The 20,235-nt window shown below is 51.7% G+C and carries 12 protein-coding genes; 8 read left to right on the top strand and 4 right to left on the bottom strand.

The features are described 5' to 3' along the window. Window positions 1-8 precede the first annotated feature (8 nt). From KB559_RS15660 to KB559_RS15640, 5 genes are all read left to right on the top strand, one after another. Complete coding sequence (locus tag KB559_RS15660; protein WP_211022876.1) at window positions 9-1,682, top strand: extracellular solute-binding protein; 1,674 nt, start codon at window positions 9-11, stop codon at window positions 1,680-1,682. Between the two features lie 139 nt (window positions 1,683-1,821). Further along, window positions 1,822-3,660 carry a sensor histidine kinase gene (locus KB559_RS15655; RefSeq protein WP_211022875.1) on the top strand — a complete coding sequence of 613 codons (1,839 nt, stop codon included), beginning with the start codon at window positions 1,822-1,824 and terminating at the stop codon, window positions 3,658-3,660. 3 nt (window positions 3,661-3,663) lie between these two features. Then, the gene (locus KB559_RS15650) at window positions 3,664-5,235 is read left to right on the top strand and encodes a response regulator transcription factor (RefSeq protein ID WP_211022874.1); all 1,572 of its coding nucleotides are present in this window, start codon (window positions 3,664-3,666) and stop codon (window positions 5,233-5,235) included. Window positions 5,236-5,394: 159 nt separating this feature from the next. Then, the gene (bglS, locus tag KB559_RS15645) at window positions 5,395-6,108 is read left to right on the top strand and encodes a beta-glucanase (protein ID WP_348772930.1); all 714 of its coding nucleotides are present in this window, start codon (window positions 5,395-5,397) and stop codon (window positions 6,106-6,108) included. A gap of 90 nt (window positions 6,109-6,198) precedes the next feature. Next, window positions 6,199-7,914, top strand: a complete 1,716-nt coding sequence (locus KB559_RS15640; RefSeq protein ID WP_211022872.1) for an extracellular solute-binding protein — start codon at window positions 6,199-6,201, stop codon at window positions 7,912-7,914. 91 nt (window positions 7,915-8,005) lie between these two features. Here the strand turns inward: KB559_RS15640 and KB559_RS15635 are convergent, their stop codons facing one another. Together KB559_RS15635 and KB559_RS15630 are read right to left on the bottom strand one after the other, a co-directional pair. After that, window positions 8,006-9,643, bottom strand: a complete 1,638-nt coding sequence (locus KB559_RS15635; protein ID WP_211022871.1) for a response regulator — start codon at window positions 9,641-9,643, stop codon at window positions 8,006-8,008. An 11-nt stretch (window positions 9,644-9,654) separates the two neighbouring features. Next, complete coding sequence (locus KB559_RS15630; protein ID WP_211022870.1) at window positions 9,655-11,364, bottom strand: cache domain-containing sensor histidine kinase; 1,710 nt, start codon at window positions 11,362-11,364, stop codon at window positions 9,655-9,657. 260 nt (window positions 11,365-11,624) lie between these two features. Between KB559_RS15630 and KB559_RS15625 the strand changes: the two genes are divergently transcribed. The 3 genes from KB559_RS15625 to KB559_RS25190 all read left to right on the top strand — a co-directional run bounded on the left by KB559_RS15625 (window position 11,625) and on the right by KB559_RS25190 (window position 18,050). After that, window positions 11,625-16,013 (top strand): carbohydrate binding domain-containing protein, encoded by a 4,389-nt coding sequence (locus KB559_RS15625; RefSeq protein WP_211022869.1) that lies wholly within the window; start codon window positions 11,625-11,627, stop codon window positions 16,011-16,013. 183 nt (window positions 16,014-16,196) lie between these two features. Next, complete coding sequence (locus KB559_RS15620; RefSeq protein ID WP_211022868.1) at window positions 16,197-17,189, top strand: GNAT family N-acetyltransferase; 993 nt, start codon at window positions 16,197-16,199, stop codon at window positions 17,187-17,189. A 69-nt stretch (window positions 17,190-17,258) separates the two neighbouring features. Then, window positions 17,259-18,050 (top strand): HEAT repeat domain-containing protein, encoded by a 792-nt coding sequence (locus KB559_RS25190; protein WP_211022867.1) that lies wholly within the window; start codon window positions 17,259-17,261, stop codon window positions 18,048-18,050. A 111-nt stretch (window positions 18,051-18,161) separates the two neighbouring features. Here the strand turns inward: KB559_RS25190 and KB559_RS15610 are convergent, their stop codons facing one another. Continuing rightward, window positions 18,162-18,632 (bottom strand): hypothetical protein, encoded by a 471-nt coding sequence (locus KB559_RS15610; protein ID WP_211022866.1) that lies wholly within the window; start codon window positions 18,630-18,632, stop codon window positions 18,162-18,164. 111 nt (window positions 18,633-18,743) lie between these two features. Next, a complete protein-coding gene (locus KB559_RS15605; RefSeq protein WP_211022865.1) occupies window positions 18,744-20,222 on the bottom strand; it encodes a cellulase family glycosylhydrolase in 1,479 nt (492 codons plus the stop codon). Window positions 20,223-20,235: the final 13 nt, after the last annotated feature.

Genomic DNA, 20,235 nt, shown 5'->3' with positions numbered 1-20,235 from the left:
ATCATGCAATGAAACACAAACGTATGAAGAAAAGCATGGCGGTCATGTTGGCTGTAATCCTGATGCTGAGCTTGGCGGCTTGCTCGGGGTCCAAGAACAACGCAAGTACGTCTAATTCCGAGCCAGCGGACAACAATGCCAAACCCGAGAATACCGCGGTCGAAGCCAAGCTTAATCCGGAGGAACCTGCCTGGAAGCTGGATACCAGCCCTGTAGATTTATCCTGGTTCGTAGGCGCTTCTTGGTACGGCCGTACTTGGGGAGAGAGTCTGAACTCTAAGTATATCTCCGAAAAGACAGGCGTGAACGTCAAAATTGAAGTTCCATCCGGCGAAGCTAATGAGCACATTACCCTGATGATGACTTCCGGTAAGCTGCCGGACTTGATTACGATGGGCTCTTGGGAAACCGCTGTCAAAAAGCTGTGGGAAGGAGATCATGTGTATGCCTTGAATGAACTGGCGGACCAATATGATCCCTACTTCTTCAAAGTGGCCGGCGACGGTACGCTGAAGTGGTATAAACAAGAGAACGGCAATACCTACGGCATTCCGAACGATTCCTATAGCCCGAACCTGATGCATGAAACCGGTATGACCGCCGCCAACCAAACCTTCCTGGTACGGAAGGACCTCTACGAGGAAATGGGCAGCCCGGATCTGACCACGCCGGAAGGCTTCCTGAACGCCCTGCAAACGGTAAAGGATAAGTATTCCAAATACAAAGGACAACCGATCAGTCCCTTCTTTGCCCAAGGGAACGTGCCTTACGGGATGAGCGAGTACCTGCAGAACCTGCTGGCGATTCCGTTTGAAAAAGACGGCAAAGTGTACGACCGTACGACAGACCCGGATTATGTCACTTGGTTGAAAACATTCCGCACCGCCTACGAGCGCGGCCTGATTAACGTGGACTTCCTGGTGGATTCCGATACCCAGGTAGAGGAAAAAACGAACAATGCCCGCTACTTCATGATGGTCCGCGAATGGACCGGGATGACGGCCGTCAACCCGATGCTGGCCGCGAGCGAGAACCCGGATTCTTACTACATCGCCGTAGACGGTCCGCAAAACAGCAAAGGGGACACGGCGAAACTGTTCCCGGGCAACATGGACGGCTGGATGGTGACGATGATCAGCAAATCCTGCGAAAACCCTGAGCGTGCGATCCGCTTCTTAACCTATTTGGCCAGCGAAGAAGGCCAACGGGATTTGTTCCTTGGCAAAGAAGGCGAAACGTGGGAGAACGTAGATGGCAAACCGCAGTTGAAAGCGGATATGGTGCAATTGCTCGAAACCGATATTGAGAAGCTTGAAAAAGAAGTGGGCATCATGGATACCTACTGGATGATGCGCAACCCGGTTATTGTCAATCAATGGAGACCGGAGAAAGCGCCTGTCATCAAGCAGATGGAGGACTTCGCCAACGCGCAGGCCGATATTGACGGCGGCATCTATAAGGGCCTTGATCCTCTCGGCGATTCCGAAGTAGCCGTAACCTGGTCGCGTATCTCCCAGAACTGGGAAGAGGTGCTGCCGGAGCTGATTACCGCCAAGGATGAAGCCGCTTTTGATAAAATTTTCGAGAACTTCCTTGCCCGTCGCGCGAGCTATGGTTTTGACCAGGTGATGGAATACCGTCAGGCCGAGCTGGACGCTAGAAAGTCCAAAATGGCGGAGTAAATGGCTGCCGGTCACCCAAAAGGGTGACCGGTATCCCTGCTTTTGCAGTTGTCGACTCTTATGCGAGCGATAAAGTGGGTTACCTGCCGGCCGGTTTGTAATATATAGTATATTACAGAGGTAGGGAGGGGCATTTGTAATGAAGATTCTACTGACGAAAATGAGAAAGATCTACCGCAATTCCCGTATCTCTCAAAAGTTATTTCTGGCATTTAGCCTGCTGATTGCCATCCCTGCTATTGTCGTATCCTTTTTATTTATCCGGATTCAGGAAACTCAGCTGTACAAGGATGCGATGGCGACCGGAAGTAGCCATGTCTCGCGGATTAATGAGAAGCTGCGCAGCAAAATGGATATCATTGAAAACGCTTCCTCCACGGCGCTGACGCAAAAGTCCTTCGTGGATTTCATTCATTCCAATATGCTCGGAGACGGCCTGCGCCTGGTGAAATTCAGGCAGAATCAATTTGAGCAGATGCACAACATTATCCAGAGCAACGAGATGATCAGCGAGCTCAGTTTTTATGTCGACAATCCGAACTTGTATGAGATCTGGCCCGAAATCTATCATTACGACAGGTTTTCCCCGCAGGATTACTGGAAGACGCTTCGGGAAGAGGGCGGTTCGGCATACCGCATATTCGCTTTTCGGGAGGGGGAGGATACGCTGTCCTACTACCGGCTGGTTCGCCTTCAAGGCCAACAGCAGCAACTCCCCAGCATTATGGAGATTCGCGCCTCACACAGCGTGTTTTTTGGCGATCTTCTGGAGGAGACAGGGGGCGATTTCTTTTCTGTCGTGATGGAGGGAAGCGCGCCTTACCGCTATATTTACAATCCCCGGCATACCTTTTCGCAAGCGGCGGGGGATAAGCTGGATGAAATCCTGATTCATATTCACGGGCAACTGAATGCGCTTGAGCAGGACCGTCCGGTGAAGGTCAAAATTGACGATAAAACCTATTATGCGGTGTACCGATATATTGCCCCGCTCGACGCCTATGTCGTGGATGTCGCCTCCCACCAGGCGTTAATGAAAGGCCCTCGCAGTTGGTATGCGTTGGTCGTTGTGATTACCTTGAGCGTAATGCTGTTGATGATGCTCCTGGTTTCGCATACGACAAGACGCTTGTTCCGCCGATTGGACAGCGTACTGTCCTCCATGCGCAAGGTACGGAAAGGCCAGCTCGACGAGAAGATCGATACCGGGCTGGACGAAGACGAAACCGGCGATGAAATCGATGAGGTAGCCGTCACTTACAACAAAATGCTGGATGAGATCAAGCAATTGATGACCCAAGTGGTGGATAAACAGCTGATCGCCAAAAATGCGCAGCTGCACTCGCTCCATTCGCAAATCAATTCGCATTTTTTGTATAACGCGCTGGAAGCGATCCGGATGCAGGCGGAGGTACAGCGGCAGCCCGTTATCGCCGATGCGCTGGTGTCGTTAGGCTCGCTGCTGCGGTATAGCATGAAATGGAACGGCGATACCGTGGCCCTCGGAGAAGAGCTTGCGAACATCGGGAGCTATGTTAAATTCATCAATTTCATGGAAGGCGGCAACGTCCGGTTGACGGCGGATCTCCCTCAGGAGGTGCATAGCTATGCTATTCCTAAGATGTGCATGCAGCCGATCGTTGAAAATGCCGTTCATCATGCGGCTCCTCCGGGCGGCAAGCTGCATATTCAAATTACCGTATGGGTGGACAATAACAGCACATTGATCATCGAAATCTTCGATGACGGCACGGGCGTCGATCCGGAGACGCTGGCCGACCTGCAAGCCGTGCTGCAAGGGGACTCGGACACGCCTATTATTGCCGGAAAAAATGGGCTAGGTCTTGAAAACGTACATAAACGCCTGCAGCTCCACTATGGCAAAGGCTTCGGTCTTTGGATCGACAGCGTGCAGGGATCCTATACCTGCGTAACCATACGCTTGCCTTGGGAAAATGTGAATCTTGGAGGGTGGTAAGGGATGATGAATATACTGATTGTGGACGACCAAAAGCACATCCGCGACGGCCTGCAGGCCATGCTGGGCCAGTTCCCACTGCAGCTTGACCAGATTTACTGCGCTGCGAACGGGATCGAGGCTTTGCAAATATTGCGTCAGCACAGCATCCAGCTGGTGATTACCGATATCCGTATGCCGGATATGGACGGATTGACGTTAATGGCCCATACCAAGGAGGAGCACATTAAGGTAGATTACCTGATCATCAGCGGCTACAGCGATTTCGCCTATGCCCAGAAAGCGATAAGCCTCGGGGCGAAGGGCTACCTGCTCAAGCCCGTGAAGCGGGAGGATCTGCAAGCCTCGGTCGAGCACGTATTGCAAGAGGTAAGAACCCGGCAGGCCCTCTCGCGCAATATGAAGCATGTTTCCCGCCGCGCCAAGGAGACGGACCGAAAAGAGCTGCGCATGTTCATGCAAGGAGCGGTAAGTGACGAGGAGTGGATTCACCGGACCCAGCAGCAAAATCCGGAGCTTTGGCAAAATTTCCGCCTGTGCCTGCTGAGGGAAGAGGTATGGATCAACCAGCCGGGAGCCAGCAGATCCCATGGCATGGAATCCATTGCTTACCGCGTTTATGGCAAAAGGGGATGTATTTGCCTTCAGCGCCGCCCGCACTTGATTTTTGCGGTTGATGCGTCGGTCGACCCCGGAGCTCTGCCTGCCGCACTCAAGGAGGAGCAGATGGGGGCCATCACGGCCATGACGAATCCGCAGCAAGGATTAAAGAACTTGCCGGACAGCTACGCCCAAGTGATGGAGCTATACCGCCACAGCTACCTTTTTCCGGAGAAACGCTGTATTTTGCCAACGGATATTGCCGGTCTCGAACAGCAATGGCAGCTACCGTATGATGAGTTATATCACCTGTTCCAATTTATCGGCACCAAAAATAGCGGCAAAATTACCGAGGAAATTTCAAGACTATTCCATAAAAATGTGCTGCGGCGGTATCACATCCGCTATACGGAGCAGCTATGCCGGGCCATGGTGCAGATGCTGGAGGAATATGAGCGGGTCATCCGTCCGTACATGGGGGAAGAGACGCTGGATATGGAGTGCCTGCGTAATATTTTTGATCATCCGGGCATTCGTGATTATATCCAGGCGTTGCAACAGCAGTTGCTCCGGTTGAACCAGTTCTATTATGAATTCAAATGCAGTTACCGCAACACGCAGGATTTGAACGAAGCGATCCGTTACATCCACGAAAATTATCATAAGCCGCTGGATCTGGCGATGGTATCAAACCACGTGTCCCTGAATTATGCCTATTTCTCCAACCTGTTCAAGAAAAATGTCGGGAAGGGCTTTGCGGAATATCTGCGGGATGTGCGGCTGGATAAAGCCCGGCGCCTGCTGGCGGAAACCGAATATAAGGTCATTGAGGTGGCGGCCATGGTGGGCTATGAAAGCTACAAAAGCTTTACACGGACCTTTCGGGAAGTGATGGGCATGCAGCCTACAGAGTACCGGCAACGGATGCGAAGGAAGCTTGAAAGGGAGGAGAAGAACCAGGAAAACGCGTTATGAAGAGTTAAGATCGAACTCATGTAGCCGAGGATCTTGAAATAGTGCTATCTCACTTTCAATCTTACTATAGAGAGCGACACCGCCCCGATATACAATGGAAACGCCGGAGATGGAAGCGCTTCGAAACCGGTAAATATCCGATGGAGGTGTCAGATGAAAGTGAAAAAGAAGTCTTGGATCACTGTAGCGGCTGCCGGAGTAATCTCCCTGGTTCTTAGTGTCAACGCATTTGCGGGGTACGTGTTCTGGGAGCCGCTCACCTACTTCAATTCGGAGACCTGGCATAAGGCGGACGGTTATTCCAACGGAGGGATGTTCAATTGTACGTGGCGCGCCAATAATGCCGGCTTCACCAACGATGGAAAGTTGAAGCTGGGATTAACGAGTTCAGCTTACAATCGATTTGACTGCGGTGAATATCAGTCCAAATACACGTATGGATACGGATTATACGAGGTTAGCATGAAGCCGGCCAAGAATACGGGCATCGTGTCCTCCTTCTTCACTTACACCGGCCCTTCTTACGGTACGCAATGGGATGAGATTGATATCGAGTTTTTGGGAAAAGACACGACAAAGGTGCAATTTAACTACTTTACTAACGGGGTAGGCGGCCATGAGAAGGTCGTTAATCTTGGTTTTGATGCGTCGACCGGCTTCCATACCTATGCCTTTGATTGGCAGCCCGGGTACATCAAGTGGTATGTTGACGGTGTGCTGAAGCATACGGCTACGACGAATATTCCAAGCACGCCCGGTAAAATCATGATGAACATTTGGAACGGAACGGGCGTTGACGCCTGGTTAGGTTCGTATAACGGCGCCAATCCGCTGTATGCGGAATACGATTGGTTAAAATATACGAGCAATTAGATCGCATGCAACGCAAAGCAGCCGCCGGAGCGGCTGTTTTGTGTTAGTCTGATAGTAATATAGAAATTGAGGATAAGCGGGGGGCTGCGGTTGAACAGAAACGGTAAGAAATCCAGGAGCAGCTTGCTCATGATAGGCATTTTGATCCTCGCCGTGGTTGCGGGAGGCTGTCGGGACGGCGTCGATTCCAGGGATTCCGGCCACCGACCGGCCGGTGGGATGATGGACGAAGTCACTGCCGGCCAACTGCCGAAGGACGGGAAATACGACCCGGTGATAACGTTGACCTACCTTCGGCCATGGGGGCCGGACGTGAAGTTCCAGGAGGGGGAAGATCAGGATAACAATGGCCATACGAGGTGGGCCAAAGACAAGCTGGGGATCCAGATGAAGAATCTATGGGTATCTCCTTCCACAAATAACGCCTTCGAGACCAAGCTCCGCCTGTCTCTTGCATCCGATGCGGAAATGCCCGACATTATTTCATACCGCGGCGACTTCAACCTCGTCAGGGAGCTGATAGAATCCGGCAAGTTCCTCGATGCAGGCGAATTGTTCGACAAATATGCCAGCGATACCTGGAAGGATGCCGTGGAGGAGGACCCTACTGTCTGGTATCCGTACATGCAGGATGGCAAAAGAATCGGAATTCCGATTCTCGATTACGCTTATAACAGCGATCCGGTCATGTGGATTCGCGAGGACTGGATGATGAAATTCGGCTTCCAAGCGCCGAAGACGTTAAGCGACCTGGAGATCATCATGGAAGCTTTTACGAACCAGGATCCGGATGGAAACGGGGAAAAGGATACTTACGGCCTGACGTTCGGCTTCAAGAACTGGGTCAATACCTGGATGTCCGATGCCGGTTGGGTGTTCGGTGCTTACGGTACCATGCCGAATCAGTGGAATTTGACGCAGGACGGCAAGCTGGAATACGGTTCCATATCGCCTGGAGCCAAGCAAGCACTGGAGAAGCTGCAGAGCTGGATGGGTAAAGGTTACCTTTCGGAAATGGCGGGATGGTATGACGAGGCCAAAGCGGTAGAGGAATTCACCGCAGGCAGAGCGGGAATTGTGGTCGGGCCTCATTGGATGCCTGCATGGCCGCTGGCGGACGTGAAGCAGAAAGTTAAAGGGGCGAGGATTAGAGCCTACCCCATTCCTTCCGGGGAGGATGGACGAGCAGGCAGGCACGGGACGTCTATTGCCAACGGGGTGATCCTGATCAACAAGGACATGGAGCATCCGGAGGCATTTTTTACGTATCAGAATTATTTGTTCGATCACTTCGCCAATCCGGAAGTCGGCAGTGAGTTCGAGAACGGACTGGCGGGGGAAAACGAGGAGGCCATAGCCGACGAAGGAGATCAACTAACGAACGATGCCGTGCATACCGAGGGCTATGATTCCGAGAAGTATACGGTCACTTTTGACGGCGCCCGCATTCCAAGCCTGAATATGGCGACCTTGCTAAAGCTTGCGTACGGAGGGAAAGCCGTGACCCCATTTGAGAAAAAGGTGAAATCGGGCGCTTCCCGGGAAATGCTCGAAGCGGCGGAGATCGTAATGGTTCAGAGGAATATTGCCATGAATCAGATGTTTACCGGGCCTCCGACGGAGACGATGAACATGAACAATGATATTCTTTCCAGGATGGAAAAGGATACCTTCTCCCAGATCATCTATGGCAAGATATCGATTGATTACTTCGATACCTTTCTCGAGAAATGGAAGGCCGCCGGAGGCGATCAAATTACCCGGGAAGTGAACGAGTGGTACCGGACCGTCAATGAGGGGCAATGAGGTTCATAGGGTCATGGGCTCGCCGCATTGCAAAGAAAACAGGCGCTGCATAAATCATCTGCAACGCCTGTTTTTTGTCTGGGTATATGGTCTAGACAGGCAAACGATCGCGGTACTCCTGAGGTGTGACATCGTAATATTTTTTGAACACCCTAATGAAGTAGGCAGTATTGTTATATCCGACAAGCTCGGCGATTTCGAACACCTTGGCCGTCGAGGTGCGCAAATAGAAAGCCGCTTTTTCCATTCTGATTCTGTAGGCGTAGGCTGTCAGCGCTTCCCCTGTCTCGGCTTTATAGACCTTGGACAGATATACCGGATGTAAGTGCACCTCATCTGCAATCGCCGGTAAAGATACATCCCCGGCCAGATTGCGGTCGATAAAGCTCTTCACGCTGCGGACGATCGTGCTGTGATTGTCTTTTAAATCCTGTTCGGAGTCTTCCCGGATGCAATGAAGTACACGGATGGACCAATCCAGCAATTGCTGGACGGTAGAAAAGCCGGGAGACTCAAAATATCGATAAGAATCCTCCGGCAGCACTGCGGACAATTGCTTGCCGTTCTTATGAATAATATAAGCGAAGGCCCCGGCCAAAACGTGATAGGCTTCGATAAGGTGCTCGGCTACAGCCTGCTCCCCCGCCGACTCCAGCAATTCCTCGAAGATTTGCCGGATCTTCCGCTCCACATCCTCGAATCGTCCCGCTTCCAGCAAACTGAGCAGGGTAGGAGGTTCATACAGTGACCGGATCGAATGAATCGGTTTCGTATCGGGCTCATCCGACGCACTGGCGAACAAGCCTTGGCCTTGTCCCATCCGCTTCCGCATGGACATGACCGAATGCTCGTAGATCTCACGGACTTGATAAGGAAATAACCCCCGGTTGCCAACGAGGATCGAAATGGCACCCTTCAGGTAGAGCTGCACATTGGACTGAATTTGAGCGGCATATTGCTCCAGCAGCGTTTTATTTTGATCGCCTCTGCCTGAGGATAGGGGGCTTTGTCGGCTGACGGCCAGAATAACAATGTAATCATGAGCATCTCTCGTATGCCAGATATGGAATTGTTTCTGCATCACTTCGTTTACGATATTGCATATGGCATATTCCATGAGCGCGAGTTCCCGCTGGGCCATTTCGGACAGATGCTCCTCCATCCGGATCACCAGCATCCCGAGTTCATCGCCGGCTGTAAAGGGAAGCTCGAGGAGCTTCAGTTTATCCGCCAGAGCTTCCTCCGAATAGGTCCGGCCGGTCAGCAGCTCATTGAGCATCGTAGAGCGAAGCAAGGGCTTATTCTCCCGAAATGTATAGAGCGCCTTCTGATAAGATGCGGCTTGTTCCCACTTGGTCTTGATGCGCTCTACGAGTCGTGTGACGGAGTGGATCAGATCTTCGTCGCTGACGGGTTTAAGCAAATAGTCGAAGCTTCCTTGAACGAGGGCTTGCTGGGCATATTCAAAGTCGGCATGACCCGACAGCAAGATCGTGTTCACCAGCGGCCAACGGCTGCGGATGGCCGAAATCAGCTCCATGCCGGACATGCCGGGCATCCGGATGTCCGTAATGACGATGTCGATCGGATGGTTCTCCAATATGTCGAGTGCCATAGCGCCTGACAACGCCTCATGGACGGTTCCGATTCCGCACTTATCCCAAGGGATCGTCTCGGCCAATGCTTCAACAACGGAGCGTTCATCGTCCACCAATAATAGTTGCAACATGCTGTATTCACCTACTTGTCCATATTATCCCGCCAAGTGATATCAACCCGGACGCCGCCTAGCGGAGAACGACGGTAGAATAGGCCGGATTCATCACCAAATTGAAAGGTCAGTCGCTGATGAACATTCCATGTCCCGCACCCCATATGCTCATCCAGCGGCTTCACTAAGTCATGCCTCATTTTCACAAATTGCTCTTCGGTCATCCCCATTCCGCTGTCTTCCACCGTAATGATGTTGATCCCGTTCTCGGACACGCCCCGTATCCGGATTTCGCCATGCTCGCCCTTGGGCTCAAGACCATGAATGATTGCGTTTTCAATAATGGGCTGAAGCGTCAGTCTCGGGACGGTTTTGTCTAAAATATCACAGGGAACATCGATTGTAAAACTCATCCGCTCCAAGCGCAGAGCTTGAATCTTCAAGTAATTGGTCGCCATTTTCAATTCTTCGGAAATCGTGGCAAGATCTTTCTCGGACCTGGTTATGTACCGGTAGTATTCCCCAAGATTGAGCGCCATGGCCACAACCGCTTCCTCGTCTTTCATTCGCGCCATATTCTTGATGTAGAAAAGGCAGTTATAAAGGAAGTGCGGATTGATCTGGGACTGAAGCTGCTTTAGTGTCGCCTCCCTCCGCCGCAGTCTCTCCTCGTAGACGTTCTCTATGAGCGCCTGAATCCGCTGGGCCATAATATTGAACCGGATGAATAACTGACTGAATTCATTGTGCTTCGGGTTGTCCAGCCGAACGGAGAAATCTCCGTCAGACAACCGTCTGGTGCCCTTGACGAGTTGGAGCAGCGGAAGTTGGACGCTCCGGTACAGGGTGAATATCACTACAATGCTCATGACCAGAAGAACGCTGATCGACATGTAGAACAGATTTCTGCTGCTAGTGACCGGGCTTAATATTTGCTGCATCGGCACGTAGTCCACATAATACCAATCCAGACTCTTGGACCTAATATAGGACACGTAGTATTCCGTATCATCCAGCTTGGTTCGAAAGCCGCTCTCTTCCTGGAGCGGCAGTGACTTAAGCTGATCGGCCAGCGTTGTCATCAGGGTTGTATTCGCCGAACTGTTGCTGATTACGCCCAGCCCCGCATGGAACAGGAACGGATCGCCGCGGTTGTTCTGCTTGTTCTGATCCAGCAAGGCGGCCAGTTGATTGGCCGGGAAGCTGATCTTGGTAATCAGCCGGGCCTTGCCCGGCTCGGACATTTCCGTTGTCGGCTCGGTCGTATGCCAGATGAAGCTGTTGTCTTTATACACCCAGGTTTGCGGGAAGGGCTCGCTGAACTCTTTTTCGTCATAGGCAGGGGAGTCATAATACTCCGTCGAGATTACCTGCCGGATGCGCGGGAAATACAGCGTAATCGTAGAATGCCATTTGCTGGCGGCATTGTACAAGTTCATCTTCTCCAAAATGGCGCCGCTGAGCCGAACACGTTCGTAGGGGATCCGGTTGTCGGGCAGCTGAAACTCCTGAATGCTGGAGTCCTGTCCGATCGATATGCCGTACAGCGACAACTGATAGATGTTCGACTCTATCGAGGAGGCGAAGGTAGACAGCCTGTTCGTCGTCGCGCTCTGGATTTCGTTCTCAATGACGGCTACGCTCTCCCGGTTGGAATAAGTGTAGAGGATAAGAACCGGAATGAGAAAGAGCAGGATCAGCAAGGTCATTTTGGTAAATACATTCATGCGTGCGAGCAAAGTTAGTAGGCCCCCTATCCATACAAGCTGAACTAAGGAATGGTTTCGTTGACGTTCGTTAATGCTCCATCGATAGTTCGGCTTATCTAGTTAAAATATCAATATCGTTGTTGGAATATTAGGATATAGATCGCAAATCGACGTTGCTATAATCGTACTATACAAGGTCCGGACGGCCTGTGAAAGACCATTTTCCGATTTGGAAGAGTTCCGCTTAACGAGGCTGCTAAGGAGTTTAACACAATGGGGAGGATTACACGATGAAAAAATGGCTGGCTATATTCATGGCTTGCAGCCTGACGCTATCCGCAAGTCCTGCGGCATACGGCCAGGAAGGAAGCAACCATCAAGCCGCGCCCGTATTTAAGGATTTATCGGGACATTGGGCGCAGTCCGCAGCAGTACATATGCGTGAATTGGGATTGATGCAAGGGGACGAGAGCGGGAGCTTCAGACCGGGCGCAGGAATCAGCCGGGCAGAGTTCGTGACGGTGCTGCACCGGATGCTCGGTTTTACGGGTCAGAGTTCCGCTCAGTTTGAGGATGTCCGTCCAGGGGATTGGTATTATGAGGCAATGATGCGTGCTAACGGGTCGGGGATTATACTCGGTATCGATGCGAATCATCTGTCTCCGACCGCGATAATAACGAGAGAGGAAGCCGCCGTCATCATCGACCGGGCGCTTCAATTATCGACAGGTATGGAGCTCGGGAGTGCCCTGCAGCAGTTCCGGGATGCGCAGGATATTTCCGGTTATGCGATGAAAGCGCTATCCTATATGACGGAAGCAGGCGTGATGAAGGGCTATCAAGGCAAGCTTGATCCAAAAGCGCGTATGACGAGGGCGGAATTCGCGTCACTGTTATCCGGAATGGTAGCCGATGTAGTTCAGACTCCCGGCGTATATGATGCTTCAAAGGTGAACGGCAATCTGGTTATTCGCTCCGCCGGTGTAACCTTGAAGGACATCGTCATTGATGGAAATCTGATTCTGGCTGAAGGTATCGGTGAGGGGGATATCAATCTGGACGGGGTCAAGGTGACCGGAAGTGTTATCATCAAAGGCGGTGGCTCCATCCAGATTTCACATTCAGAACTAGGCCGGGTTGTTGTCGATAAAGCTGGAGAGACGGCAGGTTTAAAATTTCTGGAGGGCAGCAAGGTTCAGGAACTTCTTGTGTTGAAAAAGGCTGACATCGAGCAGTCTTCGGACAGTACGCTCGGCACGTTGAAGGTTGATGCGAAGGCGCAAGGAACCAGCCTTATGCTGCAGGGAGCAGTCGGTCAAATGACGGTAGCTGCTGGCGGCGTCACACTCAATGGCGAGAAGGTGGAGCCCGGGTTCAGCGGGTCGAGACCAGCCGACAAGCCGTCGTCCGGTTCAGGAACAACGACACCGCCGGCTTCGGGCGGATCGTCGGGTGGCTCATCGGGCGGATCGACAACAACGCCTCCGGTGACGCAGCCAAACCAGGAGAAACCGGTAGCGCCTACTACCATACCGGACAGCAAATGGGAGCTGGCCTGGCAAGACGATTTCAACGGGACAGAGATCAATGCGTCCAATTGGAACGTAGAGAATACCGGCTTGGTATACAATAACGAGCTGCAATACTATAGCCCGAACAATGTAAGCATTGTTAAAGAAGGAGACCGCAGCGTCCTGCAAATTGAAGCGAAAAAAGGCGGTTACGGTACCAAAGAGTACAGCTCGGGCAAGCTGACCACCAAAAACAAGCAGGATTGGACCTACGGCAAGGTAGTCGTTCGCGCCAAGCTGCCTGAGCAGCAAGGCATGTGGCCGGCGATCTGGATGATGCCGACCGATGAAGCCCATTACGGCGGCTGGCCGGCTTCCGGAGAAATCGACATTATGGAGATGCTCGGAGGAAGCAAAGGCACAGGAAATACAAGTCTGTCCTACAGCACGATCCACTACGACAGTGTACAGCCGGACGGATCCCATGGACATGATCAGGGAACCTACACGCTTCCTGGCGGAGCGAAATTTGCCGATGACTATCATGATTTTCAGTTAGAATGGCTGCCGGGCGTGCTCCGTTTCTATGTGGACGGACACCTGGTACAGGAAGTGGAGCGCTGGAGAACCAAGGCGCCGGGACAACCGGAATACTATACTTATCCCGCTCCGTTTGACCGCGACTTCTACCTGATCCTGAATACGGCGATCGGGGGAGATTGGCCGGGAGCGCCGGACAACGATTTTGTGTCCGATACGATGAAAGTCGACTTCGTACGCGTTTATAATTACAAGGATCTGGCCAACTGGCCGGATGTGACGGGTAACCCGCCGGCGATTGAGCCGCAGCGCAATCCGCAGCAGGACGGGAACCTTCTGTATAACGAGAAATATGCGGGTGCCGTAAACGAGCAGGGTGTGCCGGAAATGTGGGAGTTCATTAAGAACGAAGGCGGAGCAGGCAGCATATCGGTGGTCGAAGATGCCGAAAAGGGCAAGGCGGCGGAAATTAAGATCGACAATGCCGGAACAAAGAATTATTCCCTGCAGCTTACGCAAATGCCGCTCTTTGTGGAAAAAGACAAGAAGTACAAGGTTACGTTCGATGCCAAGGCATCCGCAAACCGTACGATCATGTCCAAGGTTACCCAATTCGGAGGCAGTTGGAAGGCTTATTCGGGTGAAGTAAACTTTGACCTGACGACAGCGTGGAAGTCCTTTGAATATGAATTTGATATGCGTTCCGAAACCGACAATAATGCGAGATTTGAATTTAATGCAGGCTTGAATGATGCAACAGTTTACTTTGCCAATGTTCAGGTCAAAGAAATCGGAAATGCAGCCCCACTGCCGGAAGTTGTGGAGCGGAAGCCGCTGCCGGACCTGAACCTGATTTATAACGGCACGTTTGATCAGGGCACGAACCGGTTAGCGTTCTGGGAAGCTCATGTAGCGTCCGGAGCAAATGCTGACGTGTCCGTGAATAATTTCCGCAAGTCGCATATCATGGAACGCCAGCTTGTCGTGAATGTGGCGAGCGCCGGCGCAGCCGAAGAGGTGGTCGTTGCGCAGCCGGGGATGAAGCTGGAGGCGAATGCAACGTATGGCCTGTATTTTGAGGCCAAAGCGGATGTGCCTAGAGCCATGGAGATTGGCCTTACCAGCAAGGACGGACATGCGGTTCAGTTCCCGCTTGGCAAGATGGCACAGCTTACCGGCGAAATGAAGAACTATGCTTATGAGATCGTGATTGACGATGGCATTGCGGTAGCCGAGTCCGAACTGCAATTGCTGTTCGGAGGCGATACGGGAACGGCGTATGTGGACAATGTCCGTCTGGTGAAGCGCGGCAATCCGGTCACCGTAAACGGATATGCCCATATTCAGGCGAGCGATGCCTGGGTCATGAACGGATTACAGTTGGAGGATTCGGAAGAAGGCGGCAAGCATGTGGCCTACATGGGCGAAGGAGATCTGCTGCAATTTAAGGCGAACGTTGCCCATAGCGCGGAATATGTGCTGTCCGCCAGGGTAGCGAGCGGCGATCCGAACTCGCAGATCCGACTCAGCGTCAAGGACGAGGACGGAAGGACCGTCATTCAATCAACGTATAACCTTGGCGAAACCGGAGGATGGCAGACGTACAAGACGGTTTATTTTGAGCCGGTTCAGTTAAATTCATCGCAAAGCTATTATCTCGATTTTGAAGGCCGCGAGTACAATACGCTTTGGGTGGATATTTCGGAAAACAAGATCAAGAACAACAAGTTTACGCCGGACCTGAGCAGCTGGCAGACGGTGTCTGTGACGGATACTACGTACTCGAACGGGGAACTGACCCTACAAGTGGATGGCGGTACGCAGAATTGGTGGGATTCCCAACTGCAGCAAAACGGCATTTCACTGGAAAAGGGTAAGCATTACCGGCTGGAGTTTGATGCTTCCTCCACGGACCCTAAAACATTGCAAGCGGCAGTAGGACTCAATGTTAATCCCTATACAAAGTATATGGAACAGCCTGCCGAATTGACGACGGTCATGCAGCACTACTCCTATACGTTCGAAATGTCGGAGGAATCGGATTTCGATTCGCAATTGGCGTTCGGACTTGGTATTCCTGTAGAAGGGGATATGGCGCATGCCGTTACGATCGGAAATGTGAGACTTTATGAGGTGAATCCGGCGGCAGAGCAAGGCGGTCAGCCGCAGAATGTAAACCTGATTTCTAACGAGAGCAAGTGGTTCAGCTATGCTCCTGAGGCCGGTGAGCTTACGTTAGATATCAAGAACGGAGTGCTGGAAGCAACCATCGGCACGGCGGGGGATCAGGATTGGAGCCGCCAGCTCATTTACGAAGGATTCGCCATCCAGCAGGGCTATAAATATACATTGAGCTTCACAGCAAAGGCTGAAAAGGCACGAAATCTGGGGATTGGCGCAGGTTGGCTTGGCGGCGCTCCGGACTACGCTTTTACAGACTACTATGGAAATTCGGTAGCGCTGACTACCACGGATGCTGACTTCTCCTTTGATTTTGAGATTACGAAGCCCGGCTATTCGAACTCCCGCATCTCCTTTAATATGGGGAACTTTGGAGGCACGGACGACGGCTTCAACAAGATCACCATTTCCAATGTCAGTTTGAAAAATATGGGCCCTGCCAAGTAAGAAGATTGAAGCAAGAAATTCGAAGTAAGAATTTTTGGACCAGTCTGATCCGGATTTATCCGGTCAGGCTGGTTTTTTGTGAACCAGGAAGCAGATTTCAACTATAGTTAAGTTTTCTTAAGGAAGAAGAGATGATCGGAGTTATAATGTGATCAAGGCATGAAACAGAAGAGAGGTAGTTGTATGGGGAAAATAAGCGCTCCCTGGCTTAAACTCAAGGCAGGCATTGACCGGGAGGATTACACCCTGATTAACCGTCTGCAGGAGCAATGCGTCCGTGAGGATCGAATTACGCTAAAGCTCGAGCTCGATTATAAACTGGAGGCGTCTCAGGAAACCGGTGATGGTGCAGGCCTTCAGCATATCAATGAATTCATGTATTTCGACGAGCAACAATTGGTCGGATACTTGGGAATAAGCCATTTCGGAGGGACGCGCTCACCGCTCGAGGTTACGGGAATGGTGCATCCCGCATACCGGCGGCAGGGGATTTTTACCCGGCTGTATGAAATGGCAGTAGCTGAATGGAAGCGAAGAAATTCCGGAGGCATGCTTCTGTTATGTGACAGAGCCTCGGTGTCCGGGCAGAAATACATAGCGAAAATCGATGCGGTTTACAGACATTCGGAATATGAAATGTATCTGCGTCAGAATCATCAGAAGCCGCAAAATGAATTGCTGAGCGGCGGACTCTCCTTTCGCAAGGCGACCAATGCAGATGGACGCGAGATCGCGAGACAGAACGCCATTTATTTTGACGATGAGACTTATGATGCGGAGGATGCTTCAAAGGACGCGGACTCGGAGATAACTTCGGAGCATGAGAGTGTAGACAATGACAATGACGGCTTGTCCCTGCCGGAAACGGAAGAGCAGCGAGGGATGCGCATCTACCTTGCGGAACTAAACGGGCAAAGTATCGGAAAGTTTCATTTGCAAATGACTGCGGAGGCAGGGGGGATCTTCGGGTTGGGCGTACTGCCGGAGCATCGCGGACAAGGCTTTGGACGAGCTATTTTGCAGCAGGCCATCGAGAAGCTGCAGGAAGCTGATATGAAGGAAATATTCCTCCAGGTAGCCGCCGAAAATGCGAAGGCTCTCCAGCTTTACAAATCCTGCGGCTTTCAGGAAACCTCGACCATGGATTATTATGAAGCATCGTGTAACAGAGTTTGACCGTCTAGTTATTTCCGATGAGGAATTATTGAACTTGTTCTGTATTTTGCGAAAGAGGTGAATTCGCAAGTGGAAACATGGCATAAATGGAGTGATGGTCATGCTGGCTTTGAAGCTTTAGAAGCATTCCTGAAAAATAACTCCGGGCTCCCGGGCCCAAGGGCAAATCTGAAGCTGGCGGAACAATTTGCAGAGGAAGTCATGGAGCGGCTGCCGGATGAACCGGCCTGGAAGCTCTTGCTGGAATGGAGCCGTCGGTCGGAGGTGGAAGCTCCGGCCAATGACCCTGGAGAATTTCTGCCCTTCTGTGCCATTCAAGCGATTGGGGCCTGCTATCCTGCCCTCACGGCAGAACGGAAGAAGGAAGCACTCCCCGTGCTGAAAGAAGCGATGAGCGATCCCCGCTGGAGAGTGCGCGAAGCGGTAGCCATCGCCTTACAACGGATCGGGGAGCAGGATTTTGGCCTATTGGAACAATGGTTGGGGGATTGGTTGGAACAAGCGAATGCCCTTGAGCGTCGTGCCTTTGTGGCAGCGCTGGCACATCCCCCGCTGCTCGGAATCCGAGAACATGCACGGTTTGGGCTGCGTTTGGCTGAACGGATTTTACAGGATTGGGCCATGGGGTTGCCGATTTCCGAAAAAGAAGAAGCGAGGGTACTGAACAAGGGACTGGAATACAGCCTGAGTGTGCTGGTTGAGAAAGAGCCAGAGGAAGGATTCGCTGTCATGCGAAGGGTAGCCGCCATGAATGACAAGCAAATGGATCGCATATTGAGTGCCAATCTCAGTAAAGCGCGCCTCAGCAAGAAATATCCTATAGAGGTGGCGGAGGTTCGCTTGCTTCTGCAAGAGAACTGAAAGACAGTTTTTGATGAAACACTGTACGCAATCGTATTTTGATGTCCAAGCGGATAAATAAACAGGCCGAAGTGCATGAATCAATCATGCCTTCGGCCTGTTTTGCTGTATTTATAGTTCGGACCAAGTTAGCGTCAGCTCGTTCGTGCCTTCCTGTGCGGACAAAGCGCCGCCGATGAGCGACCAGCTCTCGTCAGTGGTATCGCCCTGAATAATCAAATTTTTCTCGTCGATCGTTTCAGCCGCATCCTCGATTCCTTGTTCCCGGAAGTAATCTTTATACATGTCGGCCAGCTTATCGAGCTTTTCTTGGGACGTAAAAATCAGAAGAGCCGACTTTTTGCCGTCGTTCTGTTCAGAATGGGAAGTGGTAATTATAGCATCCTCGGGCAGCGGAAAATCCTTCGGCAAATGCTCCGGTCTCTGACCTGAGCTGTCTGTTCCTTCAGCCCCGGCGGTTACGGCGTTTCGGTTATCCGGTGCCGAATTAGCGGAATCCTTGCTGGAGCAAGCTCCCAGCGCAAGGGTCAATACGGTTGCCAAAACGATCAGTTTAACGGCTCTCCATTTCTTATTACTCATGCACACACCTCGACTTATCCTGGAATTATTGTTATATACTTCATATTCATTATATAACCAATAATTTACAAGATGATCAACCAATTGCCGTAGATGGTTTTATAAGGCGGACTATCCCGCCGTAATCGTAATCGTCTTGCTGCTTTGCGGTACAACAACCGCTATAACGCCGGCCTCCGATCCGGGATACTCGCGAATCTCAACTTTATAATCGCTTGTGCCGTGAATCGCGATATCATCTGCAGACAGGCGCGCAGCATGAGGGTGATAGATCAGCGTCTCGCCGCCGGATGGAATGTATTTGACGCTGATAACACCGCGCTCGTAATCGAAGCGGTATCCTTTCAGCACGCCACTCGTCGTTTGCGGATAGGCACGGTTCAATGCTTTAGCATATGGCGTCTCTTTCATATTGTCGACATAACACCAATACGTATTGCTCCATAAATAACGCTCGAAGATCGCAACAAGCTCCTTGGTAAGATCGAGTGTCGCAGGGTGATGCGTAAAAGCTCCCCATTCCCCGATCAGGACGGGGATTTGAAGTCTCTCCTGTACCCTGCGGTGGGTGGCAAAGATCAAATCTACACGTTCCTGATTGTAAATCTCGTAATGCTCCGTATCCACCACCAAATCGTAGCCATGAGGTACGAATACCTGTGAGGAATCGGTCTCTCCGGTATCATTTCGGATAAGCTGTAACCCCGACTCCACAGCCATGTTTGAAAAATAAGAGGTTTCCAGCATCAGGAACCTTTCGGGGTCGATCGAACGGATCGCAGCCGCTGTTTTGTTAAAGAAAGGGGCCAGTACTTCCTTCTCAAAACTTTGCGAGGCTTCTTTGGCATGCTCGACCAGCACACGGTACGTCTCCATATTTGCCATGCCGGCAAGTACTTCCTGCTTCTTCTCATCGTCGAACCAAAGCGCGGAAAGCTCTTCCATGTTGAAGTCTGTCATCCCCAATACTTGATGGGCATAGGCGGCAATGATTGCGCCGAATACTTCCTGGCCGCTCGTTCCGGGATATGGCTCATTCATCATGTCGTATCCGATCAGATTCGGGCAATCGGCGAAGTAAGCCGCAACATGCTTCCACATGGCTGCGTAATGATCCTGCAATCCGATGCCGCCTGCAGCCGGTGTATTACGCCAAAAATGATCCAAGGCGCGGTTGACCGCGGGGCTTTCCAGATAAGCATCACTCCACATTTGGCCGGTAACGTGGGGGAGATCGTCGGCGAGCGTTGCCCAATCAGGCGCGCCGTCACCATAGAGAGAGCTGTATAAATCCTGGTGCATATCCAGAAAAACATAAAGACCGTGACTCTCCGCCCATTTGGCTTGCTGCTTGATCCGGCCAAGATAGACGTCATCATAGACACCCGGCTGCGGCTCCACGCCATCCCAGATGAGCCCCAGGCGAATAACGTTCATCCCCTGTTCCCGGAACCAGGCGAACAGGTCCTCTTCGCAAGGCTCGACGTACCCTTTCTTCTTCTCCTTGCAAACGAGATTGATGCCGCTTAGTATGACATGTGCCCCGTCTTCGTTAATCAAGCGCATGCCGTCCGTCGTAAGTTTTTTCATCGTCATCAGCTTC

The organism is Paenibacillus sp. Marseille-P2973 (assembly GCF_018101095.1).
Taxonomy (GTDB): Bacteria; Bacillota; Bacilli; order Paenibacillales; family Paenibacillaceae; genus Fontibacillus; species Fontibacillus vini.
This window is presented reverse-complemented; position numbering and strand designations above follow the sequence as displayed.